This window comes from Serratia grimesii (genome assembly GCF_900186025.1).
GTDB lineage: Bacteria > Pseudomonadota > Gammaproteobacteria > Enterobacterales > Enterobacteriaceae > Serratia > Serratia grimesii.
Map to the genome: position 1 here is coordinate 2988525 of NZ_LT883155.1, position 26785 is coordinate 3015309.

Annotated in this window: 24 protein-coding genes; 13 read left to right on the forward strand and 11 right to left on the reverse strand. The window is 52.0% G+C overall.

All coding sequences use genetic code 11. The features are described 5' to 3' along the window. Nucleotides 1-569: 569 nt before the first annotated feature. On the forward strand, nt 570-2300 hold the full coding sequence (gene argS, locus SGBXF1_RS14090) for an arginine--tRNA ligase (RefSeq protein WP_037419850.1): 1731 nt from the start codon (nt 570-572) through the stop codon (nt 2298-2300). 74 nt (nt 2301-2374) lie between these two features. Here the strand turns inward: argS and murJ are convergent, their stop codons facing one another. The 4 genes from murJ to rimJ all read right to left on the reverse strand — a co-directional run bounded on the left by murJ (nt 2375) and on the right by rimJ (nt 6184). After that, nucleotides 2375-3910 (reverse strand): murein biosynthesis integral membrane protein MurJ, encoded by a 1536-nt coding sequence (gene murJ, locus SGBXF1_RS14095; protein WP_186427025.1) that lies wholly within the window; start codon nt 3908-3910, stop codon nt 2375-2377. A 122-nt stretch (nt 3911-4032) separates the two neighbouring features. Next, nucleotides 4033-4953: a Gfo/Idh/MocA family protein gene (locus tag SGBXF1_RS14100; RefSeq protein WP_061806453.1), complete on the reverse strand. Its 921-nt coding sequence runs from the start codon at nt 4951-4953 to the stop codon at nt 4033-4035. Then, nucleotides 4946-5590 (reverse strand): YceH family protein, encoded by a 645-nt coding sequence (locus SGBXF1_RS14105; RefSeq protein WP_186427026.1) that lies wholly within the window; start codon nt 5588-5590, stop codon nt 4946-4948. Before SGBXF1_RS14105 ends, SGBXF1_RS14100 begins: the two co-directional genes overlap by 8 nt. Nucleotides 5591-5599: 9 nt before the next feature. Further along, nucleotides 5600-6184, reverse strand: coding sequence for a ribosomal protein S5-alanine N-acetyltransferase (gene rimJ / locus SGBXF1_RS14110; protein ID WP_037419996.1), 585 nt, complete (start codon nt 6182-6184; stop codon nt 5600-5602). A 345-nt stretch (nt 6185-6529) separates the two neighbouring features. Between rimJ and mdtH the strand changes: the two genes are divergently transcribed. The 5 genes from mdtH (at nt 6530) to SGBXF1_RS14135 (ending at nt 11217) form a co-directional block, all read left to right on the forward strand. Beyond that, entirely contained in the window at nt 6530-7735 is a 1206-nt protein-coding gene (gene mdtH / locus SGBXF1_RS14115) for a multidrug efflux MFS transporter MdtH (RefSeq protein ID WP_061806455.1), read from the forward strand. Nucleotides 7736-7821: 86 nt separating this feature from the next. After that, nucleotides 7822-8070 (forward strand): hypothetical protein, encoded by a 249-nt coding sequence (locus SGBXF1_RS14120; protein WP_061806456.1) that lies wholly within the window; start codon nt 7822-7824, stop codon nt 8068-8070. Nucleotides 8071-8199: 129 nt separating this feature from the next. Next, the gene (gene grxB / locus SGBXF1_RS14125) at nt 8200-8847 is read left to right on the forward strand and encodes a glutaredoxin 2 (RefSeq protein ID WP_061806457.1); all 648 of its coding nucleotides are present in this window, start codon (nt 8200-8202) and stop codon (nt 8845-8847) included. A gap of 28 nt (nt 8848-8875) precedes the next feature. Continuing rightward, nucleotides 8876-10516: an ABC1 kinase family protein gene (locus SGBXF1_RS14130; RefSeq protein ID WP_186427027.1), complete on the forward strand. Its 1641-nt coding sequence runs from the start codon at nt 8876-8878 to the stop codon at nt 10514-10516. A gap of 137 nt (nt 10517-10653) precedes the next feature. After that, nucleotides 10654-11217, forward strand: a complete 564-nt coding sequence (locus tag SGBXF1_RS14135) for a lipoprotein (protein WP_061806459.1) — start codon at nt 10654-10656, stop codon at nt 11215-11217. An 89-nt stretch (nt 11218-11306) separates the two neighbouring features. On the opposite strand, the gene yebF is transcribed toward SGBXF1_RS14135, so the two are convergent. From yebF to dbpA, 4 genes are all read right to left on the reverse strand, one after another. Beyond that, nucleotides 11307-11666 (reverse strand): protein YebF, encoded by a 360-nt coding sequence (gene yebF / locus SGBXF1_RS14140; RefSeq protein ID WP_037419868.1) that lies wholly within the window; start codon nt 11664-11666, stop codon nt 11307-11309. A 70-nt stretch (nt 11667-11736) separates the two neighbouring features. Continuing rightward, entirely contained in the window at nt 11737-12045 is a 309-nt protein-coding gene (gene yqfB, locus SGBXF1_RS14145) for a N(4)-acetylcytidine aminohydrolase (RefSeq protein ID WP_037419871.1), read from the reverse strand. A gap of 39 nt (nt 12046-12084) precedes the next feature. Further along, nucleotides 12085-12408, reverse strand: a complete 324-nt coding sequence (locus tag SGBXF1_RS14150) for a YebG family protein (protein WP_061806461.1) — start codon at nt 12406-12408, stop codon at nt 12085-12087. A gap of 88 nt (nt 12409-12496) precedes the next feature. Then, nucleotides 12497-13879 (reverse strand): ATP-dependent RNA helicase DbpA, encoded by a 1383-nt coding sequence (dbpA, locus tag SGBXF1_RS14155; protein ID WP_037419874.1) that lies wholly within the window; start codon nt 13877-13879, stop codon nt 12497-12499. A 243-nt stretch (nt 13880-14122) separates the two neighbouring features. Here dbpA and purT point away from each other — a divergent pair, with 243 nt between their 5' ends. Beyond that, nucleotides 14123-15301 carry a formate-dependent phosphoribosylglycinamide formyltransferase gene (purT, locus tag SGBXF1_RS14160; RefSeq protein ID WP_186427028.1) on the forward strand — a complete coding sequence of 393 codons (1179 nt, stop codon included), beginning with the start codon at nt 14123-14125 and terminating at the stop codon, nt 15299-15301. 37 nt (nt 15302-15338) lie between these two features. On the opposite strand, the gene SGBXF1_RS14165 is transcribed toward purT, so the two are convergent. Together SGBXF1_RS14165 and SGBXF1_RS14170 are read right to left on the reverse strand one after the other, a co-directional pair. After that, complete coding sequence (locus SGBXF1_RS14165) at nt 15339-15581, reverse strand: YoaH family protein (protein WP_061806464.1); 243 nt, start codon at nt 15579-15581, stop codon at nt 15339-15341. A 63-nt stretch (nt 15582-15644) separates the two neighbouring features. Next, on the reverse strand, nt 15645-16652 hold the full coding sequence (locus SGBXF1_RS14170; protein WP_186427029.1) for a glycosyltransferase: 1008 nt from the start codon (nt 16650-16652) through the stop codon (nt 15645-15647). A gap of 500 nt (nt 16653-17152) precedes the next feature. On the opposite strand from SGBXF1_RS14170, the gene pabB reads away from it, so the two are divergent. The 4 genes from pabB (at nt 17153) to SGBXF1_RS14190 (ending at nt 22809) form a co-directional block, all read left to right on the forward strand. After that, nucleotides 17153-18526: an aminodeoxychorismate synthase component 1 gene (gene pabB, locus SGBXF1_RS14175; RefSeq protein WP_186427030.1), complete on the forward strand. Its 1374-nt coding sequence runs from the start codon at nt 17153-17155 to the stop codon at nt 18524-18526. Continuing rightward, nucleotides 18523-19101 carry a CoA pyrophosphatase gene (locus SGBXF1_RS14180; RefSeq protein WP_186427031.1) on the forward strand — a complete coding sequence of 193 codons (579 nt, stop codon included), beginning with the start codon at nt 18523-18525 and terminating at the stop codon, nt 19099-19101. Before pabB ends, SGBXF1_RS14180 begins: the two co-directional genes overlap by 4 nt. A gap of 444 nt (nt 19102-19545) precedes the next feature. Continuing rightward, entirely contained in the window at nt 19546-20910 is a 1365-nt protein-coding gene (gene sdaA / locus SGBXF1_RS14185) for an L-serine ammonia-lyase (protein ID WP_037419890.1), read from the forward strand. A gap of 282 nt (nt 20911-21192) precedes the next feature. Beyond that, nucleotides 21193-22809, forward strand: a complete 1617-nt coding sequence (locus tag SGBXF1_RS14190) for an EAL domain-containing protein (RefSeq protein WP_186427032.1) — start codon at nt 21193-21195, stop codon at nt 22807-22809. A gap of 18 nt (nt 22810-22827) precedes the next feature. Here the strand turns inward: SGBXF1_RS14190 and SGBXF1_RS14195 are convergent, their stop codons facing one another. Further along, on the reverse strand, nt 22828-24372 hold the full coding sequence (locus SGBXF1_RS14195) for a TerC family protein (protein ID WP_037419896.1): 1545 nt from the start codon (nt 24370-24372) through the stop codon (nt 22828-22830). Nucleotides 24373-24945: 573 nt separating this feature from the next. On the opposite strand from SGBXF1_RS14195, the gene manX reads away from it, so the two are divergent. After that, a complete protein-coding gene (gene manX, locus SGBXF1_RS14200) occupies nt 24946-25917 on the forward strand; it encodes a PTS mannose transporter subunit IIAB (protein ID WP_186427033.1) in 972 nt (323 codons plus the stop codon). Between the two features lie 55 nt (nt 25918-25972). Continuing rightward, nucleotides 25973-26770 (forward strand): PTS mannose/fructose/sorbose transporter subunit IIC, encoded by a 798-nt coding sequence (locus SGBXF1_RS14205; protein WP_037419902.1) that lies wholly within the window; start codon nt 25973-25975, stop codon nt 26768-26770. The last annotated feature ends 15 nt before the right edge of the window (nt 26771-26785 follow it).

The following is a 26785-nucleotide window of genomic DNA, read 5'->3' on the forward strand; positions in this document are numbered from 1 at the left end:
TAAAACCGTAATAACAATGGCCAAATATGATTAAAAAGAAAGCAGAAAGCGGCATAATGCAAATGTCATTTCAATTAAAAAATAAATCAACACACTGTTTTTTAATGAATTTAATTTATAACAACATGAGAATCGTCCTAAACAAGATTCACGCAATTGCGTGAAAATATCATTTAAGCTACTTTAGTGAAAATTGATTTTGAGATAATTAGCCATGATGCTTTTAATAATATCCCTGCTATTGATCGTTATTGCCGCATATGCGATATACCGTCATTTCAAATCACGACGCAATAACACATTGGATGGCGGTCGACGGAAAAAAAGGCACTGATTTTGCCTATTGTATCTCTTCACCCTCCTCTCTTTTTGACCCATTTACTTCTCTCATTTCGCGCTCCGCGACTTTCAGCTTATCCCCTCGCCAACTGCTGACGTACTCCCTCAAATCGGTTACAATTACAGGCTGTTTTGTGGTGGGCCGCCGTCTTGACGTGCAGCCAGGAAGCCACCTTTGAATCCCGTAGGGGCATGGCATACGGCCCCTCGTTCGTCATTAAGGTAACCCGGTGAATATTCAGGTTCTTCTTTCAGATAAAGTCAGCCAGGCGCTGATTGCCGCAGGCGCGCCAGCCGATTGCGAAGCGCAGGTCCGTCAGTCAGCAAAAGCACAGTTCGGTGATTATCAGGCCAATGGCGTGATGTCCGTCGCAAAAAAACTCGGCATGCCACCTCGCCAGTTGGCAGAAAAAGTGGTGCAACTGCTTGATCTCGGTGACGTCGCCAGCAAAGTAGAAATCGCCGGCCCAGGCTTTATCAACATTTTCCTGAACAGCGCATGGGTCGCACAGCAAGCCGACCGTGTCCTGAGTGCACCCAAACTGGATATTGCGCCTGTCGAACAGCAAACCATTGTTATCGACTACTCTGCTCCCAACGTGGCGAAAGAAATGCACGTCGGCCATCTGCGCTCCACCATTATCGGTGACGCTGCTGCGCGTACTCAGGAGTTCTTGGGCCATAAAGTGATCCGCGCCAACCACGTCGGCGACTGGGGCACCCAGTTTGGCATGTTGATTGCCTATCTGGAAAAAATGCAGAACGAGAACGCCAGCGATATGGATCTGTCCGACCTGGAACAGTTCTATCGTGAAGCGAAAAAGCACTATGACGAAGACGCCGACTTCGCAGAACGCGCTCGTGCCTACGTCGTTAAATTACAAGGTGGCGATCAATACTGTCTGAAAATGTGGCGTAAATTGGTCGACATCACCATGGCACAAAATCAGCTAACCTATAACCGGCTGAACGTAACCCTGACCGAAGACGATGTCATGGGTGAAAGCCTGTATAACGCGATGCTGCCAGGCATCGTCGCCGATCTCAAGGCCAAAGGTCTGGCGGTAGAAAGCGAAGGCGCAACCGTGGTATTCCTTGATGAATACAAGAATAAAGACGGGGAGCCTATGGGTGTCATCATCCAGAAGAAAGATGGCGGCTACCTGTACACCACAACCGATATTGCCTGTGCTAAATACCGTTATGAAACACTGGGTGCCGATCGCGTGCTGTATTACATCGACTCACGTCAGCACCAGCATTTGATGCAAGCCTGGACCATCGTGCGTAAGGCCGGTTATATCCCGGACTCTCTCTCGCTGGAACACCACATGTTCGGCATGATGTTGGGTAAAGACGGCAAGCCGTTTAAAACCCGCTCAGGTGGCACGGTAAAACTGTCTGATCTGCTGGATGAAGCCGTCGATCGCGCAGCGAAGCTGATTGCCGAGAAAAACCCGGACATGCCGGCAGAAGAAATGAAAAGTCTGGCCAATGCCGTTGGCATCGGTGCAGTGAAGTATGCCGACCTGTCAAAAAGCCGTACCACCGATTATATCTTCGACTGGGACAACATGCTGGCGTTCGAAGGTAATACCGCGCCTTATATGCAGTATGCCTATACCCGTGTCTCTTCCGTATTTAAACGTGCTGGTGTCGACGAAAGCAATCTGACCCTGCCATTGGTAATGACGGAAGAACGCGAGATTACGCTGGCGACGCGTCTGCTGCAATTTGAAGAAGTCATCACTACCGTAGCACGCGACGGCACACCGCACGTGATGTGTAGCTACCTGTATGACTTGGCGGGTCTGTTCTCCAGCTTCTATGAACACTGTCAGATCCTTAACGCAGACAGCGAAGAAGCCCGTCAAAGCCGCCTGAAACTGGCGCTGCTGACCGCGAAGACGCTGAAAGCCGGTCTGGATACACTGGGTATCGAAACCGTCGAACGTATGTAAGCCATTCGAGCTGAATACGAAAAAGGGTCGCCGCGGCGACCCTTTTTTACGCTTTGAAAACGGGGAATATTTGCTTATGCCACTCGACGGGCAAAGTCTCGTGGACGGAAACCCAACCCCCCCAATACACCAAAGTAAGCCACTACACCGGCGACAACCACCAGCGACAGACGCAACAAACGTTCAAGCATATTGCCTTGATCCCAGGCAGGCATCAGCCACATCATGCAGACTAACACCGCTGACATCACGATCACCGCAATCACCAGTTTGGTCAGGAACATCGCCCAACCCGGCTGCGGGTGGAAAATCTTCTGCTTACGCAACTGCCAGTACAACAGTGAAGCGTTAAGGCAGGCCCCGAGACCAATCGACAGCGAAAGGCCGGCATGTTTCAGCGGACCGATAAACATCAGGTTCATCACCTGGGTCAAAATCAGCGTGATAATGGCGATTTTAACCGGCGTCTTAATGTCCTGGCGCGAATAGAATCCTGGCGCCAACACCTTGACCACGATTAACCCCATCAAGCCGACCGAATAGGCGACCAGTGCGCGCTGCGTCATCGCGGCATCGAAGGCACTGAACTTACCGTACTGGAACAGCGATACCGTCAAGGGTTTGGCCAAAATCCCCAGAGCAATGGCGCTCGGCAACGCCAATAAGAAGCACAGACGCAGCCCCCAGTCCATCAAGCGGGAATACTCGTCGTGGTTGCCGCTAGAGAAACTTTTTGCCAAAGATGGCAGCAGAATGGTGCCCAGTGCCACGCCCAAAACGCCAGAAGGAAACTCCATCAGACGGTCAGCATAATACATCCAGGATACCGAACCTGAGACCAGGAACGAGGCGAAAATGGTGTTGATTATCAACGAGATTTGGCTGACAGAGACGCCAAAAATTGCGGGTCCCATCTGCCGCATCACACGCCATACACCGGCATCGCCAAGCTTAAGACGTGGCAGCACCAGCATGCCGATCTTCTTCAGGTGTGGGAGTTGGTAACCCAGTTGCAACACACCGCCAACCACCACTGCCCAGGCCAGCGCCATCACCGGCGGATTGAAGTAAGGCGCGGCAAACAGCGCAAAACCGATCATGCTGACGTTCAGCAGCGTCGGCGCAAACGCCGGGATCGAAAAGCGGTTCCAGGTATTGAGGATCGAACCGACCAATGAGGCCAGCGAAATCAGCAGAATATAAGGAAAGGTGACGCGCAGCAGTGACGACGTCAGGGCAAACTTGTCCGGTGAATCGACAAAGCCCGGTGCGGTAATGTAAATCACCCAAGGGGCTGCCAACATGCCAAGCACGGTGACCAGTGCCAGTACCAACGTTAACAGGCCGGAAACGTAGGCGATAAAAGTACGTGTCGCCTCTTCCCCCTGCTGACTTTTATATTCAGCCAAGATAGGCACAAAAGCTTGGGAAAATGCCCCTTCTGCAAAAATACGCCGCAATAAGTTGGGAAGCTTGAATGCCACGAAGAAGGCATCTGTTGCCATACCGGCACCAAACACCCGCGCCACGATAGCGTCACGGGCAAAGCCCAGCACCCGTGAGAACATCGTCATAGAGCTGACGGCTGCCAGTGATTTTAGTAGGTTCATGTGGTTTTTCTGATATGCCCTGTAAATGTCGACGCCTGCATCAGCAGGCGTCAGTAAAACTATCGGCTCAGTTTACCCATCCGCAGCAGAATAGCTACCGCCATATGTTACATAGAGTTATCTTATAAACCGGCATCAAGCAGCAGTTTTTCAATCACCCGCTGGGCAACAATGGCCTGCTCTCCGGCAGTTTCTGGTGCAGTTTGATTACTAACAGAAGCGATAAAATGGCGAACTGCGCCGTCAAAACCGCGTTGCGCCAGTGTGGTCTGCCAACCAGGAGCCGGTTGTTCCAGAACACCGTGAGTATCTTCTCGTAACCACTGACGCATATCGTTCAATTGATATACCGCGCCATCTGACACTGCCTGAACGCTTTCGCGTTGACTGCCGGCCCGGCGATGCATACTGGTGGTTACCTGTGTTTCGCCACACTCAAAATGATGCTCGGCATATAACAGCTCGCCACTTTCCGTGCCACGCAGGCAACCACTGAGTAGTTGCCCTGTACCGCCTCCCAGCCACAGTGCGGTATCCACCACGTGCAGATAGTCATCCAGCAAGGTAAAACGCATATCATTGGGCCCAACGCTGTCCGCACGGTGTTTGTCCATGCGGAGCGACGCAGGTTGACACATGTCCTGCTTCAACTGCTGATACAACGGAGCGAAACGGCGGTTAAACCCTACCATCAGGGCTTTGCCTTGTTTTTCTGCCAAGGCAATCAGTTGTTCGCCCTGCTCCACGGTTTCGGCCAAGGGTTTATCGACATAAACGTGAACGCCGTAATGCAATAATTCGCTGATCACCTGAAAATGGCTGGCGGTACTGCTGTGCACGAACACGGCATCGCATTGCTGTGCCAGGCTGTCTAACCCCGAGAAGCAAGCCATACGATAGCTGTCACATATTGGCTGTGCTTTCTGTTGGTTGGGGGAAAAACCGCCAACCAGCGTCCAGTCCGCCGCCTGGCTCAGGATCGGTAAATAGGCTTTTTGTGCAATGCCACCCAACCCCACGACACCAATGCGCAATTTACTCATCTGCACCCCGAGCCAATAACGCCTGCAATTGTTGTTTAAGCTGCGCCACTTCATTTTCCAACGCGGTCACACGTCTGTGCAACGCTGTCTCATCAGACGGCAACGCCTCCGCAGGTGCCTCATCTATTTGGCCGCAGAATAAATGCATAAACCGGCTTTCACGTTTACCCGGCTCCCGGGCCAGACGCACCACAAAGGGGCCATCCTCACGGGTGCTCAGATTGGCCAACACCTGTTCCACCTCAGTGACGTCATTAAATTCATGCATGCGATTGGTACGGGTGCGGAGCTCACCGGGCGTTTGTGCACCACGCAGCAATAAGGTCGCGATCACGGCCAATTCTGCTGCAGACAGTTTTAACTGGCCGAACTCTGAGTTGCAGAAACGGTGTTCATATTTTACAACCCGATTACCGAATCCACTTAATGTACGTAAAAAATGCTTTTTCAGCAGCAGATCAAGGTGTTGTTGTACCTCACTTTCCGCCAGATCCATCACAGGTTCACGGTTGGTTTTCTGGTTACAGGCCAACGTAATACCGTTAAGGGAAAGTGGATACTGATCTGGAGTCGTGACCTGTTTTTCTAACAGACAACCGATCACTCTGGCTTCTTTAGCGCTTAATTCATATTTCATTGTTTGGCCTCAGCGTGGTGGTAGCCATTCTTTATTGGTTAATGCGGTCAATACGTGATCCCGCCACTGCCCGTCGATCAGCAGATAATCCTTGGCATAACCTTCACGTTCAAACCCTAGCCGGGTCAGCAACGCACCGCTGCGCTGATTATGCGGCATATAGTTAGCCATGATGCGGTGCATCCGTTGCTGACGCAGCATATAACGGATAGCAGACTGCAACGCTTCATACATCAGCCCTTGCCCCTGCCATTTCTCAGCTAATGAATAGCCGAGGAAACAAGCATGAAACGAACCGCGCAACACGTTGCTAAAGTTCGCCACGCCCTGCACTTCATGTTCGTCTGGATCGAGCAGGATAAAATAGTAGGCGCTGCCCTGCTTTTGCATTTCGGTGATCATCCCCAGCCGCGCTTGCCAACCGGAAGGATAACAGTGGCTTTCATCCCGTACGGGTTCCCAGGGTTTGAGGAATGCACGATTTTCGGCATAGTATTCCGCTAACCGGTAGGCATCGCGTTCATGAACTAAACGGACGACCATCCGATCGGTGGTGAGGCGTACTTTTGGTGATGCAGAGCGGTAGCCAAACATCATTTCCCCCGCAGTCAGAACGGTTCGATAAGAAGTATTTATTGGGCGCATGTCCGGATAATTATCCTGCGGCAGATTTATCCTGAGTCATTATTTCTCAACGACCAGCGCAGAACCGCATTTACCCTCATTTAATATAACCGCAGCCAGCCCAGGAGGTAAAACACAGACAGCTCAGTAAATAAGCGATTGGCTATTTTACGGCTATTTTTGTGCGGTTTTGCCGTGCAGGTAACGTATTGACGATAAAAAAATATTATCTACCCCGCCCCTATCGGCAATCCTGGATTGGGTACAAACTAGAGCGGTCGCACTCCTCTCCCTCTTAATTGCTCGTGGTGAAGCATGTCTCTGGTATCGCAAGCTCGGAGCTTGGGTAAATATTTTCTATTACTCGATAACCTGTTAGTGGTTTTAGGCTTCTTTGTGGTCTTTCCACTTATTTCGATCCGCTTTGTCGATCAGCTTGGCTGGGCGGCAGTCGTGGTCGGCGCCGCGCTAGGTTTACGGCAGTTAATCCAACAAGGCTTGGGGATTTTTGGTGGTGCGATAGCCGACCGATTTGGCGCCAAACCGATGATTGTCACCGGTATGCTGATGCGCGCTGCGGGCTTCGCCACTATGGCAATGGCCGATCAGCCCTGGTTACTCTGGTTTTCGTGCGCCCTTTCCGCCCTCGGCGGCACGCTGTTTGACCCACCACGCACGGCATTGGTGATTAAACTCACCCGTCCACATGAGCGCGGCCGTTTTTACTCCCTATTGATGATGCAAGACAGCGCTGGCGCAGTGATTGGTGCCCTGATCGGCAGCTGGCTGCTGCAATACGATTTCCACTTTGTCTGCTGGGTCGGCGCGGGCATTTTCGTTCTGGCAGCAGGCTGGAACGCCTGGCTATTGCCTGCGTACCGTATATCCACCGTGCGCACGCCAATGAAGGAAGGCATGATGCGCGTCTTACGCGATCGCCGTTTCCTGACCTACGTATTGACACTCACCGGTTATTACATGCTGTCGGTACAGGTCATGCTGATGCTGCCCATTGTCGTTAATGAAATTGCCGGTTCACCGACCGCTGTAAAATGGATGTATGCCATTGAAGCTGCACTGTCGCTGTCACTGCTTTACCCATTGGCACGTTGGAGCGAGAAACGTTTTCGCCTGGAACAACGGCTGATGGCAGGTCTGCTGCTGATGACACTCAGCCTGCTGCCAGTGGGGCTGGCAACCAGCCTACAGGGCGTCTTTACGCTGATTTGCTGTTTCTATCTCGGCTCTATCATCGCCGAACCGGCACGTGAAACCCTGAGTGCTTCGCTGGCAGATCCGCGGGCACGCGGTAGCTATATGGGGTTCAGCCGCCTGGGCCTGGCACTGGGTGGCGCGTTGGGTTACACCGGCGGTGGTTGGATGTATGACACCGGTCATGCGATGAACATGCCAGAACTGCCGTGGATTCTGCTCGGTATTGTCGGTTTTATTACCCTGTTCGCGCTTTATTGGCAGTTCAACCCACGTGGTGCTACCACCGCCGTTGTGCGCGGAGGCTGAGTTTTTTCTCTAAGTTGCCAGAAAATCAGCCGAATTTCCCATAGCTGCTATCCTGATAGTAAAAACACAAACGGGAGACGTTGGCGATGACTAATGAAGATAAATTACCGCAGCTGCTGGAACACATGGTACTGAACCTGCGCATGCTTTATGCACGCTCGACATTGGTAGAAAAAGCGCTGGCTCATATTATTGCTGAAAATGCCGACCTGAAGAGTAACATTATCAAACAACTGCAGATCGTCAATGCCACCACCGAACGTGATAAAATCGATCTGGAAGAAGCGCGCATGCATCTGATTGAAGTGATCAATTCCGTCCCGATAAAGAAATAATCCTCGCGTTGATCCGCGCATGATGCGCGGATCAAACAATAATAACGCACCTTCCAGCAAGAACTCTTCGCGACAGCCTCAGTATGCTGTGATAACTATTGCTATTAAAACCTGACAACCGGAGCAAGCATGAAACTGTTTATCTACGATCATTGCCCATTCTGCGTTAAAGCCCGCATGATTTTCGGCCTGAAAAACCTGCCCGTCCGCCTGGTCACCTTACTCAACGATGATGAAGCGACGCCTGTCAGTATGATCGGCAAGAAAATGGCGCCTATTTTGCAAAAAGAGGACGGCAGCTATCTGCCTGAAAGCATGGATATCGTGCATTACGTCGATAATCTTGACGGCAAACCACTGTTGACGGGTAAAACCAACCCAGCGATCGCCGACTGGTTGCAGCAAGTCGGCAGCTATAGCATCAACTTATTGCTGCCCCGTTTTGCCAATGCTGACTTCGAAGAATTCGCTACTGATAGTGCACGTCAGTACTTTACCGATAAAAAGCAGGCATCAATCGGTAATTTTGCTGAGCACCTCGGTGACAGCGCCGATCTTATTACCCAATTGGAAACTGACCTCCAGGCACTTTCCACGCTGATTGTCTCCCCTGAAGCAGTCAACGGTACGTTGTCTGAAGACGATATCCACCTGTTCCCACTGCTGCGTTCGTTGTCCATCGTCGCCGGGCTGACACTCCCGGAAAATGTAGAAGCCTATCGCAACCGTATGGCACAGCGCAGCGATATACCGTTGCTGTTCGATATGGAACAGTAATCCCTCGCAATAAGGATATAGCGCGCAAATGTTAAAAATGGTGCTCGTCACCGCCCGCGATCGGGCGAGGCTGAAAGAAATTTCCGCAGTGCTCATCCGCTACGGATTACAAGATGTCATTCGCCTGCTGGGCCTCAGCACCCTGTTAAGCGGCAATGACGTCGGCGGTGAACCGCAAGACAACCAAACATTGCCGCAGCGTTTGCGCGCCGCGCTGGAAGCGCTCGGGCCAACCTTTGTCAAATTTGGTCAAATTCTGGCAACTCGCTCAGACTTACTGGATCCAAGTTGGACTGACGAGCTTGATCGTCTGCATAGCCAAGCGGCCACTCTGCCGTGGGACGAACTGGCACCGCAAATTACCGCTGATTTGGGTGGAGATCCACACAACCTGTTTGCGGAGTTTGACGACGTGCCACTGGCTGCTGCATCGATGGCGCAGATTTACCGTGCCCGACTGCACAGCGGTGAAGCCGTGGTGGTCAAGGTGTTGCGTCCTGGCTTGGCGAAGACCATTCATGCCGATTTGCGCTTGTTAGCCTATTTGGCGGAAACCGTAGAACAGCAAAGCCCGGCATTGGCCCGCTATCGACCACGTCAGATGGTGCGAGCGCTGGCAACTGCACTTAACCATGAACTGGATCTGACTCACGAAGGCAATAACTGTGAACGGGTCGCCCAACAGTTTGCTCAGCAACCCGATGTGGTCATCCCGAAAATTTATTGGCCATTGTCATCAAAACGTCTGTTGGTGCAGCAGTTTTTGCCCGGCATTGCACCAGAAAATCCGCAACAACTGGCAGCAGCAGGTTTCGATGGCCCGCTACTCGCACAACGCGGTGCTCAAGCCTTTATGAAAATGGTGTTGGAACACCGTCTCTACCACGCCGACCCACATCCGGGCAATGTCATGGCCTTAGCGGATAACCGTGTCGGCTTTATTGACTTCGGTATGGTCGGCCAGCTTTCCGAACGGCGACGCAATCAACTATTGCTGTTGCTGCAAGCCATTGCCGAGAGGGAATCCAGTGGGATCGTCAATACGTTAATCGCCTGGTCAGACAGTGATCCTTTGGATCTTCTGGATCTGGAGTTGGCGGCCCAAAACTTTCTCGATAAGCAGGCCTCTGCCACCTTAACCTTGGGTAAGGCACTGGCTGATTTGCTGGTAATGGCACGCGAACATCAGCTCGCGCTGCCACCAGATCTGGTGTTGTTGTTCAAGGCCTTAATCACCGCAGATGGCGTTCTGCACCGATTAGATCCCAACTTCGATATCATCGCTACCCTAAAGCCAATGCTGCAACAGGTCATGTTGCAGCGTTACACGCCAGAGGCGGTGCGGCGACGCATGCTAGCGCTGGGCGGTGAGGCACTCGACGCAGGTGAAGAGCTACCGCAAACACTACGCCTGTTAATGCGCCGGCTGAAACGCGGTCAGATCAGTGCCGACATCAACCTCAAGAACATTGATCAGCTAAGCAAGGCGTTGGAACGGGCCGCCGTCACGCTGGCTATATCCATCGTCACCGCCGCCTTCACGCTCGGCCTGGCACCTTACCTGATGCAATCATCGGTGCGCTTGTGGGGTATCCCAGTGTTTCCTGCACTGGGTGCGCTGGCCTGTCTTGGCGGCGTATTGTTGTTGGTGCTTCGTCTGCGACGCTGAACAGTTTCAGTGTTATCCGATAGGTCATGGCGGATTTCCCGCGCACTATCAATATTATCCCACGTTCCGGAATGGGCGCTGTATACTGCGCCCATAGCAATCGGGGCACCTTAGTCGCCCCCTACATGTGAGTACTTATGAAGAAGATTTTATTGGGCGTCGCTGCCCTGGCATTCGTCGGCGCATTGGTCGGTTGCAATCAGCTGACCCAATACACGCTCAGCGAGCAAGAAGTGAACGATTATCTGCAAAAACATAACGATTACCAAAAGCAGATCGGTGTACCGGGGTTGCTGGACGCCAATATCGTCCTGACGCAGTTGCAGAGCCAAATTGGTCGCAGTGAACCCGGCAAGGTTACCCTGTCTGGCGATGCGAAAGTGAATATCACTTCGATCCTCGGCCCGCAAACGGCAGATTTGAAGCTAACGTTGAAAGCGCAGCCGGTCTATGATCGTGAGCAAGGCGCGGTATTCCTGAAGGACATGGAATTGACCGACTATAGTGTGCAACCAGAGAAAATGCAGACAGTGATGAAAGCACTGACGCCTTATCTGAATCAGTCACTGAAATCCTACTTCGACCAAAAACCGGCCTACGTTCTGAACCCAGACAACAGTAAAACAGAGGCAATGGCCAAGAAACTAGCCAAAGGATTGGAAGTCAAACCGGGAGAATTGGTCATCCCATTTACAGACTGAGCCCAGTCTAAAACAAATAGCCCGCTGATAAGGCGGGCTTGATATTTTCAGACGGGCAAACGAAAACGGCCCCGCCAGAAAATCAGCTATTACTGTGGTTCACTGTAGGTGATTTTGCCCACGTTGCAGTCGAGAGTGACATTGTAGGTTTTATCCTGCTTAGTGCCGCGTACTGTTAACGGCACCTGCCAGACTGCATCTTTGCCAGTAATAGCTTCCGGGCTTACCCAGGCGATCGGGGTAGCGGTACCAAGCAGCTTTTTATCCGACTCCCAGCGCGTAATGCGGTTTTGTAGATAATCGCGTTTCACCTGAGCGGCCACGTCTGCCGGTTGCAGACCCATACATTGCGCCACTTTGGCGCTACGTTGCTCTTGCGCCTGTACCGTCGTCGTTAAACCAGCCATGGCCAACAGTGCTACGGCTAAACTCAGACCTGTTGTTTTCATATTCCCTCCAGTTGTGATTTACGCTATCCGCAGGCATTTGCCCTTGGCTCACAACTGGTCTGGCGAAAGATCAGCGTTTCGCGAAGGTGATGACAAACAGCTCATCCAGCCCCGGATAGATTTCCTTGATCACCTGCTTCAGCTCGCTGAGCGACATGTTTTCCTGCCGAGCATGCAGCTCGGTTAACGCATCCAACCGTACCGGCGTGACTGACAGTACTTCAATCATGCAAAAGAATACGTTGTCTTCATTACGGCTAACACGTAAGACCTCACCGGGTTGAAAGTGAGATTCACTGGCATCCCGAATGGTGATGGTCTTGAGGCCTGCCAAGATGTCTTGTTCAAAGCGACTGAAGAAAGTTATTTCACGGCTCATTCTAGATCCTTTTTCATCACATTGCCGCAACATAAGTCATTATGCTGCCTGCTTTTCTGACGCAGATCCCTCTTTTGTGGTAGGGACAGGTTTTTCCGCTTTAACTTTGGCCGGTTTCTTCGGTGTTTCTACCGGCGCCGCACCGCGCAGAATTTGCCCAAGCACGTCTTTATTTTCCGCCAGGAAGAAACTCAGCCCTTCACGTTGCTCGTCATCCAGGGTCAACGGTGCCTGCTGCAACCATTCACCGAGGCTGTCAGCCAGATCCAGCATTTTGTCGTAAGCATCGGCTTCTTTCTTGGTTGCGAAAGTCATCTTTTCCTCACCGTTTCTCACCACCACATAGTGAACTTCAACTGCCATGTGTGCATTCCTCAAAGGTTAGAATACTGTAATTTTATACAGTATAAGGTGATTTTACGCAGGGATGCAAGTGCACCCCTGACGTGATTTATTTCAACAACCGCACCTTGCAGTTCTTACCCTTGATTTTACCCTGTGTAAGCTGTTGCAGTGCCTTACGGGCACTAGCTTTGCGGATCGCCACATAGGCATGCACGGGGAACATATCTATCTTGCCCACTTCAGCAGCCGTTAACCCGGCGTCACCGGTCAAGGCACCAAGAATGTCACCAGGACGAATTTTGGCCTTACGCCCACCGTCAATACACAAGGTCACCATCTCGGCCTCAAGCGTAGTATTACTCGCACCACTCAGTTCAGACACCGGTGCCCAGTTAACTCTTATCTGCAAATACTCTTCGATCGCATGCGCACGCGCCATTTCCTGCGGTGTGCACAGGCTAATTGCCAGGCCACTCAGGCCAGCGCGCCCGGTACGACCAATACGGTGTACGTGCACTTCTGGATCAAATGCCAGCTCATAATTGACAACCAGCTCCAGTTCTTTAATGTCCAGACCGCGCGCTGCAACGTCGGTCGCCACCAGCACGCGGCAGCTACGGTTGGCAAAACGCACCAGCACCTGGTCACGATCGCGCTGTTCCAGATCACCATGCAGTGCCAATACGCTTATACCGCGTGCTTCCAGCGCTTCATATACGCTCTGGCAATCGCGCTTGGTGTTACAGAACACCACGCAGGAAGACGGTTGGTAATGACGAATGGCCGACACCAACACCGCTGGACGTTGATCGCGAGTGGTTTCGTAGAAGCGTTGTTCGATGGTGGTTTGTTCTTCGCCATCGTCCACTTCCACATTTAACGGATCGCGCTGTACACGTGCGCTGATACGTTCAATACCATTTGGGTAAGTCGCCGAGAACAACAGCGTCTGGCGCTGTGGCGGCGTATAGCTGATCACATCATCGATGTCATCGGCAAAGCCCATGTCCAGCATGCGATCGGCTTCGTCCAATACCAGCACTTTCAGCTCGTCCAGCACCAGCGTTTTCTTACGCAGGTGTTCCTGAATACGCCCAGGTGTTCCCACCACGATATGCGGTGCATGCACCAAGGAGTCGAGCTGGGGTCCCATAGGCTGGCCACCACACAGAGTCAAAATTTTGATGTTCTGAGTGAAGCGTGCAAGACGGCGCAGTTCTTTGCTCACCTGGTCAGCCAGTTCACGTGTCGGGCACAGGATTAGCGCCTGCGCAGCCACCTGAGCTACGTTAATTTTGTCCAGCAGGCCGATGCCGAACGCCGCCGTTTTACCGCTGCCGGTTTTTGCTTTGGCACGTACGTCCTGCCCTTTCAGGATGGCGGGCAATGCAGCAGCCTGCACCGGTGTCATTTCGGCATACCCCAGTTCATTGAGGTTGGCCAACTGTTCGGCTGGCAGCGGCAGGGAAGAAAAAGAAACTGTGCTCACGGCGATAACTCTTATATGGCAAATGGAATGGCGGCGCGCCTATGGGCAGCACCGAATTAACCGCAGATGATAACAGAGATAGGGGGGATTACGGATTTCACACATAAAAAAAGCCGCTACTTGCGGATTTTGGCGGCAGTGACAGCAATACGCTTGCCTTCGGCTGCATACGCAAACGTTTTCGTATATACTGTTCGCCCATTATCAGACCGCTTTACACTCCACAGATCCAGGTACGAGACTATGTTAACTATTGGAACCGCCCTGCGCCCATCCGCCACTCGCGTTATGCTGCTCGGCTCCGGCGAGCTGGGTAAAGAAGTTGCCATCGAATGTCAGCGTTTGGGACTGGAAGTGATCGCCGTTGATCGCTACGCTGATGCCCCAGCCATGCACGTGGCACATCGCAGCCACGTTATTAACATGCTGGACGGCAACGCGCTGAAAGCCGTGATTGAACAGGAACGTCCTGATTATATCGTGCCTGAGATCGAGGCTATTGCCACCAGCATGCTGGTTGAGCTTGAACAGCAAGGGCACCATGTAGTGCCATGCGCCGAGGCAACTCGCCTGACAATGAACCGCGAAGGCATCCGCCGCCTGGCCGCAGAAACGCTCGATCTGCCAACCTCTCCTTATCGGTTTGCTGATGACAAAGAGGCATTTCTGCAAGCTGTCGATGACATCGGCTACCCCTGCATCATCAAGCCGGTCATGAGTTCCTCCGGCAAAGGCCAAAGTCTGATCCGCACCCCAGAACAACTAAACGCGGCCTGGGAGTACGCCCAACAAGGTGGCCGTGCCGGCGGCGGCAAAGTGATTGTCGAAGGGCTGGTTAAGTTCGACTTTGAAATCACCCTGTTGACCATCAGTGCCATTGATGGCGTGCATTTCTGTGCACCGATCGGCCATCGTCAGGAAGATGGGGATTACCGTGAGTCATGGCAACCTCAGCAAATGAGTGATCTGGCACTGAGCCGCGCGCAGGCGATTGCGGAAAACGTGGTGAAGGCGTTGGGCGGTTTTGGCCTGTTTGGTGTGGAACTGTTTGTTTGTGGGGATGAGGTGATTTTCAGCGAAGTTTCTCCACGCCCGCATGATACCGGCATGGTGACCCTGATTTCGCAAGATCTGTCCGAGTTCGCCCTGCACGTTCGCGCTTTCCTTGGGCTGCCTATTGGTGCGATCCGCCAGTTTGGGCCGTCGGCCTCTGCGGTGATCCTGCCTCAACTGACCAGCAGTGATCTGCGCTTCAGCGGTCTGGACCGCGCCCTGCTCGGCCACAATCAACTACGCTTATTCGGCAAACCAGATATAGATGGGCAACGTCGGATGGGTGTCGCGCTGGCTACGGCAGAAAGCATAGCGCTGGCAGTTGAATCAGCCAAACAGGCTGCGGCTGCGGTCTTGGTTGAAGGATAATACTTTTTTTGGGGCCGGCTTGCCGGCCCCTGCAACATCAATAGTTTTCGTCTTCTTCCGAGTCATCATCAGCCTGGTCGTCCGGCCGTTCCTGATACTCTTCATCGTCTTCGTCATCAAACAGCACGCTGACCTGGTCACCCTGATGTTTTTCGCGGATTTCCTGTGCAACGCGCGCAATGGCTTCACCACTGCTCATGCCTTGTTCCATCAAAAAATGGATACGATCCGCAGCTTCCTGCTGCTCTAGATGGCTCAGTGACGGCATACCTGCAAGCATGTGTTTCTCTCCGGCAAAATGGAGGGCGAGTATACCCCCTAAACCGACGGATCCCAACGCTTGTTATTCCGCAGCCGGTTGTGAAACATGTTCACCATGCCGCCACTGTTTCAGGCGATGAAGCCAGAGTATGACGTGCCAGCCTTGTTTTAGGCCACGCGCGTTGGTGAACATGGCGCGATCAATACCGCGTTGGTAGAACTCATCGGTGATTTGGCACTGTGCAGCCAACTCAGGTTCACGGCGGATACTGTGGCAAATCCCCAATGCTTCGCGCGCGATTTGCCAATGGAAAGCGGGTCTGATGTCAATTTTTCGTGCGTAACGCTGGTTAAGAGCCATCAGCATCTCCACTATTTTCATATAATGACGCTGATATTCCACGTTAGCTTTACCAATACGGCGGCGATTGCTGATCGATTGCTCATGAACGCGCTGGCGATACAGCGCCTTACTGATGTATTTCACCCGCTTGGCATTAAACATCACTTCGGTGGTCCAGGGTATATCCTGGTGATGTAATCCCGGTTCGAAATACAGCTGATGCTGTTTAATGAAATCAAGACGATAAACGGCTAACCAAACCACATGAATAAATTTTCTTGATTTCAGCGCACGCTCCAACCATTGAGTGCCACTGATAACATGCGTATCGCTTAGTCGATTTGGCGGAATAATCGGTTGAAGTTCATCCGCATGGGTGAAATAACGTTCACCATTACACTGCATGACATCCAATTGATTTTTTTCGGCCAGCTCAATGAGCGTTGAATACATTTCAGGCGCTAATAAATCATCGGCGTCAGGAAAGGCAACATATTTGCCTTTGGCAACAGCCAGCCCGGCATTGCGTGCACAGGATACACCGGCGTTACGCTGATCAATGACAGTAATATGTGAGTACTGTCGAGCATAACGATGGGCAATATCGCCAGAGCCATCGGTGGAACCGTCATTGACGATGATCACTTCCAATCGCTGTTCCTTTTGGGCCAGCAATGACGCCAGAAAAGGTTCAAACAGCTCACCCACGTTGTGCAACGGGACAATAACACTCAGCATTAGGGGCATAGGCAGCTCTTCGCAAAAGTAACGAATGAATATTTTTAAAAATATCAGGGTGCATTTAAATAAAGTGAGGCATTCACCAGTCGATTTATTCGAAGGCTTAAATGCGTCTTGTTACCATTTATATTTTTATACGCGCACTCTCACAGGCAGTAATTTATCACCCAAAATACAGAACATCTTTACCGTACTTAATACGAATGGATTCCTGTACTCTCGGCTAGTGATAACAATCAAAAATAATAACCAAATGAAACTAAAAACTGATTCTTCTGTTTTTAGCTTTAGATATAAGAAACATATCAACCATTGACTGATATAATTATTTTTAACATATTAGATTATAGCTAAAGTCGCAAAAAATGCTTCATTTGCAAAATTGTTTACTCGCCGTTTATGCAAAGTGTGCTTCACCTGCCGATGCCAAGACATGCACCCGCCGGTTGAATATGGCAGAATAGCCAACAGAAACAGCCGTCTGTTAGTCAGGTTTATTGAGGCCCATGAGCATAACCGCACCGAATATTAAGTCTTTACCTTATACCCGCACCGCACTGTTAGAGTTGTTTGCACCGCTTGCACAACAGCCTTGGGCGATGCTGTTGCATTCCGGTTTTGCCGAACATTCACACAACCGTTTCGATATCCTGGTCTCCGCGCCCTGCGCTACCTTAACAACCCGTGGCTCCATCACCGAGATCCACTGCGGTGAAGAGCATTGGCAATCTTCGGAAGACCCTTTCAGCCTGCTGCAACAGCAACTGGATCAACTGAATTTGCACCCCGAGATTGATACCTGTTTGCCATTTCAGGGGGGCGCACTGGGGTTGTTCGGTTATGATTTGGGCCGCCGCGTGGAAAAACTGCCGCAATTGTCTCTGGCCGATATCACGCTGCCGGATATGGCAGTTGGCATTTATAACTGGGCTCTGATTGCCGATCATCACCAACAAACGCTGACATTGTTGAGTTATGAGGATGTAGAGCAACGTTGGCAATGGCTCCGCGGCCAACAAGCTGAACCCCGACAAGCATTCACTTTAACCAGTTGCTGGCAAGCCAATATGACGCGACAACAGTACGGTGAAAAATTTCAGCGTATTCAGCGCTATCTGCGCAGTGGTGACTGTTATCAAATCAATCTGGCACAGCGATTTTCTGCTGAGTATCAGGGCGATGAATGGCAAGCATTTCAGCAATTGAGCACCAGTAATCGTGCGCCCTTTTCCGCGTTCTTACGGCTGCCACACAATGCCGTCCTGAGCGTTTCACCCGAGCGTTTTCTATGGCTGGAGAATCACCATATCCAGACTCGCCCGATTAAAGGCACCCTGCCACGCCTGGCCGAACCTGAACAGGATGCTCAACAAGCGCAACGGCTGGCGAGCTCCGCCAAAGATCGTGCGGAAAACCTGATGATTGTCGATCTGTTGCGTAATGATATTGGCCGTGTCGCCGAGCCTGGCAGTGTGAGGGTTCCTGAGTTATTTGTGGTCGAACCCTTCCCGGCAGTGCATCATCTGGTTAGCACCATCACGGCGACCCTGCCGGAACACACCCCTGCGACCGAACTGCTGCGCGCGTGTTTCCCAGGCGGTTCCATTACCGGTGCGCCCAAAGTGCGTGCGATGGAGATCATTGAAGAATTGGAGCCACAGCGGCGCAACGCGTATTGCGGCAGTATCGGCTACATCAGTGCCTGCGGCACTATGGACACGAATATCACCATTCGCACACTCATCACTGAAAACAACCGTATTTACTGTTCCGCCGGTGGCGGCATCGTTGCTGACAGTCAGGAACAAGCGGAGTACCAGGAAACCTTTGATAAAGTTGGCCGCATCTTGCCACAACTGGGGGAGTTTACCGCTTCGTGAACCAACCGACTTATCCAACCTCATTGGCAGCCTTCATCAGTCGTTTTCAACTGCAGCTGCCGCAGGCGTCGCAAATCTCACATAACGTTCGCCCGGCGGCGGTGTTAATCCCTATTATCTGCCGCCCCGAGCCTACGCTGCTGCTCACCCGTCGCGCTGATTCACTGCGTAAACACCCTGGTCAGGTCGCCTTTCCTGGCGGTAAAACCGATGCCGACGACGGCTCAGCGATTATCACTGCCCTGCGAGAAGCCCATGAAGAAGTGGCGATCCCGCCTCAAGCGGTCACCATTTTGGGGCAACTGGCGCCTCTCGACAGCAGTACCGGCTTCCAGGTCACTCCTGTTGTTGGTCTAATCTCTCCAGATGTACGATTTGTCGCCAATGCGGACGAAGTGGCCGATGTTTTTGAAATACCATTACACGAAGCACTGACATTATCGCGTTATTATCCACTCGATATTCAGCGTGCCGGTCATTCACACCGCATTTATCTTTCCTGGTATCAGAGCCAATTTGTCTGGGGGTTAACCGCCGCCATCATTCGGCGCCTCGCACAACAGGTCAGCATTTAGCGTTAATTCCGTGACGCAGCTCACAAGCCAAACGGTTACCTGCACAACAGACGTGGGTAAAGCGATCGGCATCACTTCATTCGTTTGCTTTTTCAACTAGCTTCTGGTTATCAGAGTTTTAAAAAAACTGTAAACCCTCTCTTCAACCTTACGAAATACCTGTAAAATACCGCCGTCCGGAATAAACCACTATGCAAGCAAGGTTTAAGCGGGTGCGTTCAGCAGTGAAAGCTGGCGCGATTGCCATTAACGGAGTTTAGGCAGCGGAAGGTTCCAGGGCCGGCCGAATGTCTGAGGCAATCACTAACAGAACTAACACCACGGATTATTTTATTTCATGCGAAAAAGACAGCCGAACCCGTACGGTCCTTTTACAATATCGCTGTTCCCTGCGCGGTTTTTAACCGATGCAGCCATAACAATATGCCTCTAAGGAGTTTTAGCGTGATTAGCGTTTTCGACATGTTTAAGATCGGCATCGGCCCGTCCAGCTCTCATACGGTTGGACCGATGAAAGCCGGCAAACAGTTTGTCGACGATCTGGTAAATAAAGGCCTGATGCCTTCTATCACGCGTGTTGCTGTAGATGTTTACGGCTCACTCTCATTGACCGGTAAAGGTCACCATACCGATATCGCTATCATCCTCGGCCTGGCAGGTAATATGCCGGATACCGTTGATATCGATAGCATCCCGGGTTTTATTCGCGATGTAGAACAACGTCAACGCCTGATGCTGGCCAATGGCCTGCATGAAGTCGATTTCCCACGTGATGGCGGCATGGTTTTCCGCAGCGACAATCTGTCACTGCATGAAAATGGCATGCAAATCCACGCCTTCGCTGGGGATAAACAAGTTTTCAGCAAGACTTACTATTCAATCGGCGGCGGTTTTATCGTCGATGAAGAAAACTTCGGCAAAGCCGACGAACATGAACTGAGTGTCCCATACCCGTTCAGTTTTGCTCGCGAAATGCTCGATCACTGTCGTGAAACCGGGTTGTCCCTGTCTGGCATGGTGATGCAGAACGAACTGGCATTGCACAGCAAACAGGACATCGAAACCTATTTCGGCAACATCTGGCAGACCATGCGCGCCTGTATCGATCGTGGCCTGAATACCGAAGGCGTATTGCCGGGCCCGCTGCGTGTTCCACGCCGCGCATCCGCACTGCGTCGTCTGCTGGTTTCTTCCGATAAGCTGTCCAGTGACCCAATGAACGTGATTGACTGGGTCAATATGTTCGCACTGGCAGTGAACGAAGAGAACGCAGCGGGTGGTCGTGTCGTCACAGCACCGACCAACGGTGCTTGTGGCATCGTCCCTGCCGTACTGGCTTACTATGACCACTTCATTGAGTCCGTTAGCCCAGACATTTACATCCGCTACTTTATGGCTGCGGGTGCTGTCGGTGCGCTGTACAAGATGAACGCCTCTATCTCCGGTGCCGAAGTCGGCTGTCAGGGTGAAGTGGGCGTAGCCTGCTCAATGGCTGCGGCCGGCCTGGCTGAACTCCTGGGCGGTAGCCCGGAGCAGGTTTGTATCGCGGCAGAAATCGGTATGGAGCACAACCTGGGTCTGACCTGTGACCCAGTTGCCGGCCAGGTTCAGGTGCCGTGCATCGAACGTAACGCCATTGCTTCCGTGAAGGCGATCAACTCAGCACGCATGGCCTTACGCCGTACCAGTGAACCTCGCGTGTCACTGGATAAGGTGATCGAGACTATGTACGAAACCGGTAAAGACATGAACGCTAAATACCGCGAAACTTCTCGCGGCGGTCTGGCGATCAAAGTGCAGTGCGATTAACTTCCTCACCCCGCCTTTACGGCGGGGTTTTTCTTGGTAAGAACGCTGGATAATCAAACCGCTAACTCACACCAAGTGACAACGTCACTATAAAATATGTCGACACTGTCACGCCGATCCTGCGGTTAACCCCCAATTTAGCCCTCTGTTTCGCCAAATTTAAATAATTTACTGGGTTACCATCACTCTTGTATAACGACAGGCTAGAATTAGCCAAGTATCATTTAGGGCAGTTTGGCCTGGCGGTGATTTTGGGCTGGCTTACCGAACAAGGATTTAGCGATGTTGATGACCCAACTTACCGTGACCAAATACCGTTATTACCGTTGGCTGCTGGCCGGGGCGGTTGGGTTGGCTATTCTGCTACTCTCACTCTACACCCGCTATTATCAAGAACTTGGCACTATCGAACAAAACCGACAGTTTCTCGCTACCCGTACCGTCGCCAAGATAAACGATTTGCTGACGCCCGCCAGGCAACAAGCCGAGCGCTCTATCCCGCTGTTGGACCAATCTTGTGAAACCGTGATGTCGGCACTGCGTTTTCGGGCCGCACAAAACCAAGCTTTGCGTGCCATGCTGTTGGTCAAAGATGGCGTTATTTACTGTTCCAGCCTGTTCGGCGCACGTAAGTATGATTTCAGCGCTATTTTGCCCACCATAGCAAACGATGGCGCGACACTGGTGTTGCGCCCTTCGTTGACCGTCGCCAAAGGCGTACCGACGCTGATCATGTGGACACCCGTTGCGCCCGATGATAACCGCAACGGCGTTTTACACGTTTTCAATATAGAGTTGCTGGCAAACTTTCTGCTGGAACCTCAGGAACCCTATGCACAGCGCGTGGTGTTGAACGTCGGCAATTACAGCCTGGAATATGGTCGTCGGGAGATCTTACGCAGCGATACACTGACAGCAGACCTGCGGTATACAGCAAAATCTGCGCAGTATCCGTTCTCGATCTCACTGTTTGGCCCTCAGGCTAACGTGCTGGCGCTGGCGGCGTTGCCGCGTCATATCCCATTGTCACTGTTAATCAGTTTGTTGGCGGCCTATGTGGTGTATCTGCTTACGGCTAACCGCATGAGCCTGTCGTATCATATTGGACACGCCATTTCCCATCGTGAGTTCCGCGTTTACTGTCAGCCGATCATCAATGCCGAAACCGGCCGATGTGTTGGCGTTGAAACCTTGTTACGCTGGAAAAACAAACGCCAGGGGTGGATTTCGCCTGATGTATTTATCCCGCTGGCAGAACAGCATGGCTTGATCATCTCTCTGACACGCTACCTGATAACCACCGTGGTCGATAATCTGCACTTGTTCCCGCCACGCCCCTCTTTTTATATCAGCATCAACGTTGCCGCCGAGCATTTCAACGAGGTTACGATCATCGACGACATCCGTCGTCTGTGGCTGCCAGCCCACCCTATGCCATCACTGATGCTAGAACTGACCGAACGTACGGCATTGTCGGAAATTCAGTATGAGCAAATCAAGACGCTGAAAGAAATGGGTATTATGCTGGCGATCGACGATTTTGGCACCGGACATAGCTCCCTCAGCTATCTGAAAAAACTCAGCCCTGACGTATTGAAGATCGATCGCGGCTTTACTGCAGCCATCGGTACCGATGCGATCAACGCGACCGTCACAGATACCATCATTACCCTGGCGCAGCGTTTGAAACTGAAGTTGGTGGCTGAAGGGGTAGAAACTGCCGAGCAGGCGGATTATCTACGCTCACGTGATGTGAACGCCTTGCAAGGTTTCTATTTTGCCAAGCCAATGCCTATCAATGTATTTCCGTTGTGGTTACAACAGTATGAATCGCGGTTACGGACAGTGAATCCGCGGGACGAGCGGCAGAAAGAACACGAAATCAAGCCGGAGGCGTGATGCCTCCGGCCCGTGATATTACTGATGTTCCTCGTCTTGAGGTTCCACTTTGGTGATACGCACCAGCTCGATGCGGTACTCAGACACCTCAATGATCTCGAAGCGCAGTCGGTTAAGTTCAACCACGTCGCCCGCCGCGGGCATTTGCCCATAATGGGACAGCAAGAACCCTGCTAGCGTGGCATAGTCTGCCGTTGGGCTAACCAGATCTTCGCAGTTCAGGGCCTGCTCCAGTGAGTGCAGATCGGCTCCGCCCTTCACCAGCCACGCTGTACCCTCAACCACAATATCCGGCGTTTCGTCCTCATCGGGGAACTCACCCGCGATCGCCTCCAACACATCCAGTGGCGTAACCAATCCCTGCACGACGCCAAATTCATTGGTCACGACGACCAGACGCCCTTTGGCACGTCGCAAGACCGCCAGCAGGTTAATCACATCCATGGTCTCCGGCACAACAATCGGCGGAGTGCGCGCAGCGAACTCTGCGATATCTTCGCCCCGCTCTACTGCTACCAATAAATCCTTGGCACGAACCACACCGATAATCTCATCGAGAGAATCCCGGCATACTGGGAACAGGCTGTGCGGCGTATCCAGTAATTGTTCGCGGACTTCTTCGCGGGAACGATCGCAATCTACCCATGAAATTTCAGTACGCGGCGTCATGACGCTGCGCAGTGAACGTGAGGCCAACGTCAACACCCCGCTGATCATATAGCGCTCTTCCGCAGCAAATGTTTCATTTACCGGCATCGGCACCGCTTCATCTGTCTGCTGTGCACGTTGTTGCCCCATCAGGCGCATAATCGCTTCTGCGGTACGCTCACGCATCGGACGATGCGCCTGGTGCTTGATAAAATTACGACGTGCAATTTGGTTAAACAGCTCGATCAGGATCGAGAAGCCAATCGCAGCGTACAGATACCCTTTAGGAATATGCAGACCAAAGCCTTCGGCGATCAAGCTCAGGCCGATCATTAACAGGAAACTCAGGCACAGCACCACAATGGTCGGATGCGCATTCACGAAGTTTGTCAGCGGTTTTGACGCCACCAGCATGACTACCATGGCGATAATAACTGCTGTCATCATGACCGGCAGGTCGTTCACCATACCCACAGCGGTAATTACCGCGTCGAGCGAGAACACTGCGTCAAGGATGACAATCTGCACCACCACAGCCCAGAACTTGGCATAGCCACGGTTAGCGCCATCTTGGTGTGTCTGTCCCTCCAACCGTTCATGCAGCTCCATGGTGGCCTTGAACAACAGGAATACACCACCGAACAGCAGGATCAAATCACGACCGGAGAAGCTAAAGTCTGCCACGCTAAACAACGGCGTGGTCAGCGTTACCATCCAGGAAATGACCGACAACAGGCCCAGACGCATAAACAGCGCCAGCGACAGACCGAGTATACGCGCTTTATCACGCTGCTTCGGCGGCAGCTTATCGGCCAGAATGGCGATAAACACCAGGTTGTCGATACCCAGTACAATTTCCAATACCACTAGTGTCAGTAACCCAGCCCAAATTGAGGGGTCCATTAAAAATTCCATATCAGACTCCGAAAAAAAGACAGGATGGCCGAGCGATGCTCAGACGTGACGATGCCGACGCAGGATTCGCGCAAACAACAGCAAGATAACGGGATTGTAGTACCGGGGGATGGCCGAACGGCCGTGTGACTTGTGCTACGCCAGCAGGTGGCGGGTGGAACCTTGAAAAACAGTAACTTCGGTGACAGTCCATAGGGTGGGCTGAGGCCCTTCACTCCTAAATATGAAAGAAGAAATACTCTATCAGGAATTTTTTTGTCGGCAAAGAAGCTTTTTTACCTTCTGCATCGTCTTGTAACAGCTCTGTTGTTTAATTCCGCAAACATCGCGTTAGGACTTATCTGAGCGTTCAATAACAGAGCAATGTCACAAAATTTATTTTTTCACTCACTAAAATAAATAGCGCTGACGTGGTTCAACACGCACAGGCTTTTGAAACTGCGCGAGAAATGTTAAGAGCGGGTTTCCAAATTTCTACCATAATGTATCTGAACCACGGAAGTGACCTGCCAGGAAGCAAATGAACTAAAGAACGACACAATCCGTGCATGAAGTTCAATGAGGAGGTAGCGAGTGGCAATAGCTATTATCATCGGCACACACGGGACCGCAGCGGAACAATTGCTGAAGACGACGGAGATGCTATTAGGCGAACAGGACAACGTCGCTTTTATAGATTTCGTCCCCGGTGAAAATGCCGAAACGTTAATCGAGAAATATAACGAAAAAATCAGCGGACTCGACACCAATGGTGGCGTCCTGTTTCTGGTGGATACCTGGGGCGGCAGCCCTTTCAATGCGGCTAGCCGCATCGCCGTCGATAAAGAAAACTATGAGGTCGTCACCGGGGTTAACATTCCCATGCTGGTGGAAACATTCATGGCAAGAGATGACAACCCAGGCTTTGACGAATTGGTCGCGCTGGCGTTGGAAACTGGCCGTGAAGGCGTGAAAGCCCTGAAGAAACCGGCAGAAGAGAGTGTTAAGCCCGCGGCACAACAAAGTTCTCCCGTCGCAAAACCCGCAGCGCCACAGGCGCCTCTGGGCCCCAATGACCACATGAAGATCGGCCTTGCCCGCATCGATGACCGTTTGATTCATGGTCAGGTGGCCACCCGTTGGACCAAAGAAACTGACGTCAGTCGCATTATCGTTGTCAGTGACGAAGTCGCCGCCGACCACGTCCGCAAAACCTTACTGACTCAAGTTGCCCCACCCGGCGTCACCGCACACGTGGTTGACGTAGCGAAAGCTATCCGTGTTTGGAATAACCCCAAATACGCTGGCGATCGCGTGATGTTGCTATTCACCAACCCCACTGACGTGTGGCGTTTGGTGGAAGGCGGTGTGGACATCAAATCGGTGAATATCGGTGGTATGGCATTCCGTCAGGGTAAAACCCAGGTAAATAATGCCGTTTCTGTTGACGAAAAAGATATCGAGGCGTTTAAGAAATTAAACGAGCGCGGTATTGAATTGGAAGTACGTAAAGTCTCGTCCGACAGTCGGTTAAAAATGATGGACCTGATTAACAAGCTCAATTAATGGCGACAGCCAATAATTATTTTACTCAGAGATCTTTGGTCATAGGAGAAGTGCAATGGAGATTACCACTCTTCAGATTGTACTGATATTTATCGTTGCCTGTATCGCCGGGATGGGTTCCGTCCTCGACGAGTTTCAGTTCCACCGTCCGCTGGTCGCCTGTACCCTGATCGGCTTTATTCTCGGTGATATGAAAACCGGCATCATCATCGGCGGTACGCTGGAGATGATCGCCCTGGGCTGGATGAACATCGGTGCGGCAGTTGCGCCAGATGCTGCGTTAGCGTCTATCATTTCTACCATTCTGGTTATTGCCGGCGGGCAAAGCGTCGGTGCTGGTATCGCCCTGGCCATACCGCTGGCGGCGGCCGGGCAAGTGCTGACCATCATCGTGCGTACGCTGACTGTCGCCTTCCAGCACGCAGCGGACAGTGCGGCGGAACGCGGCAGTTTGCGCGCCATTACCTGGCTGCATATCTCCGCCCTGCTGCTGCAGGCGATGCGTATTGCTATCCCGGCGGTTATTGTCGCCATTTCGGTGGGTACCTCAGGCGTTCACGCACTGCTTAACTCGATCCCAGAAGTTGTCACCAGCGGCCTGAACATCGCCGGTGGGATGATCGTGGTCGTCGGTTACGCAATGGTGATCAACATGATGCGTGCCGGTTATCTGATGCCATTCTTCTACCTCGGCTTCGTGACAGCTGCCTTCACCAACTTTAACCTGGTCGCACTTGGTGTCATCGGTGTGGTGATGGCGGTGCTTTATATTCAGCTCAGCCCGAAATACAACAAGTCTCAGGTTGTACAAGCTGGCCCGGCGAATAATGACCTCGATAACGAACTGGACTAGGAATAGGTGAGAGAA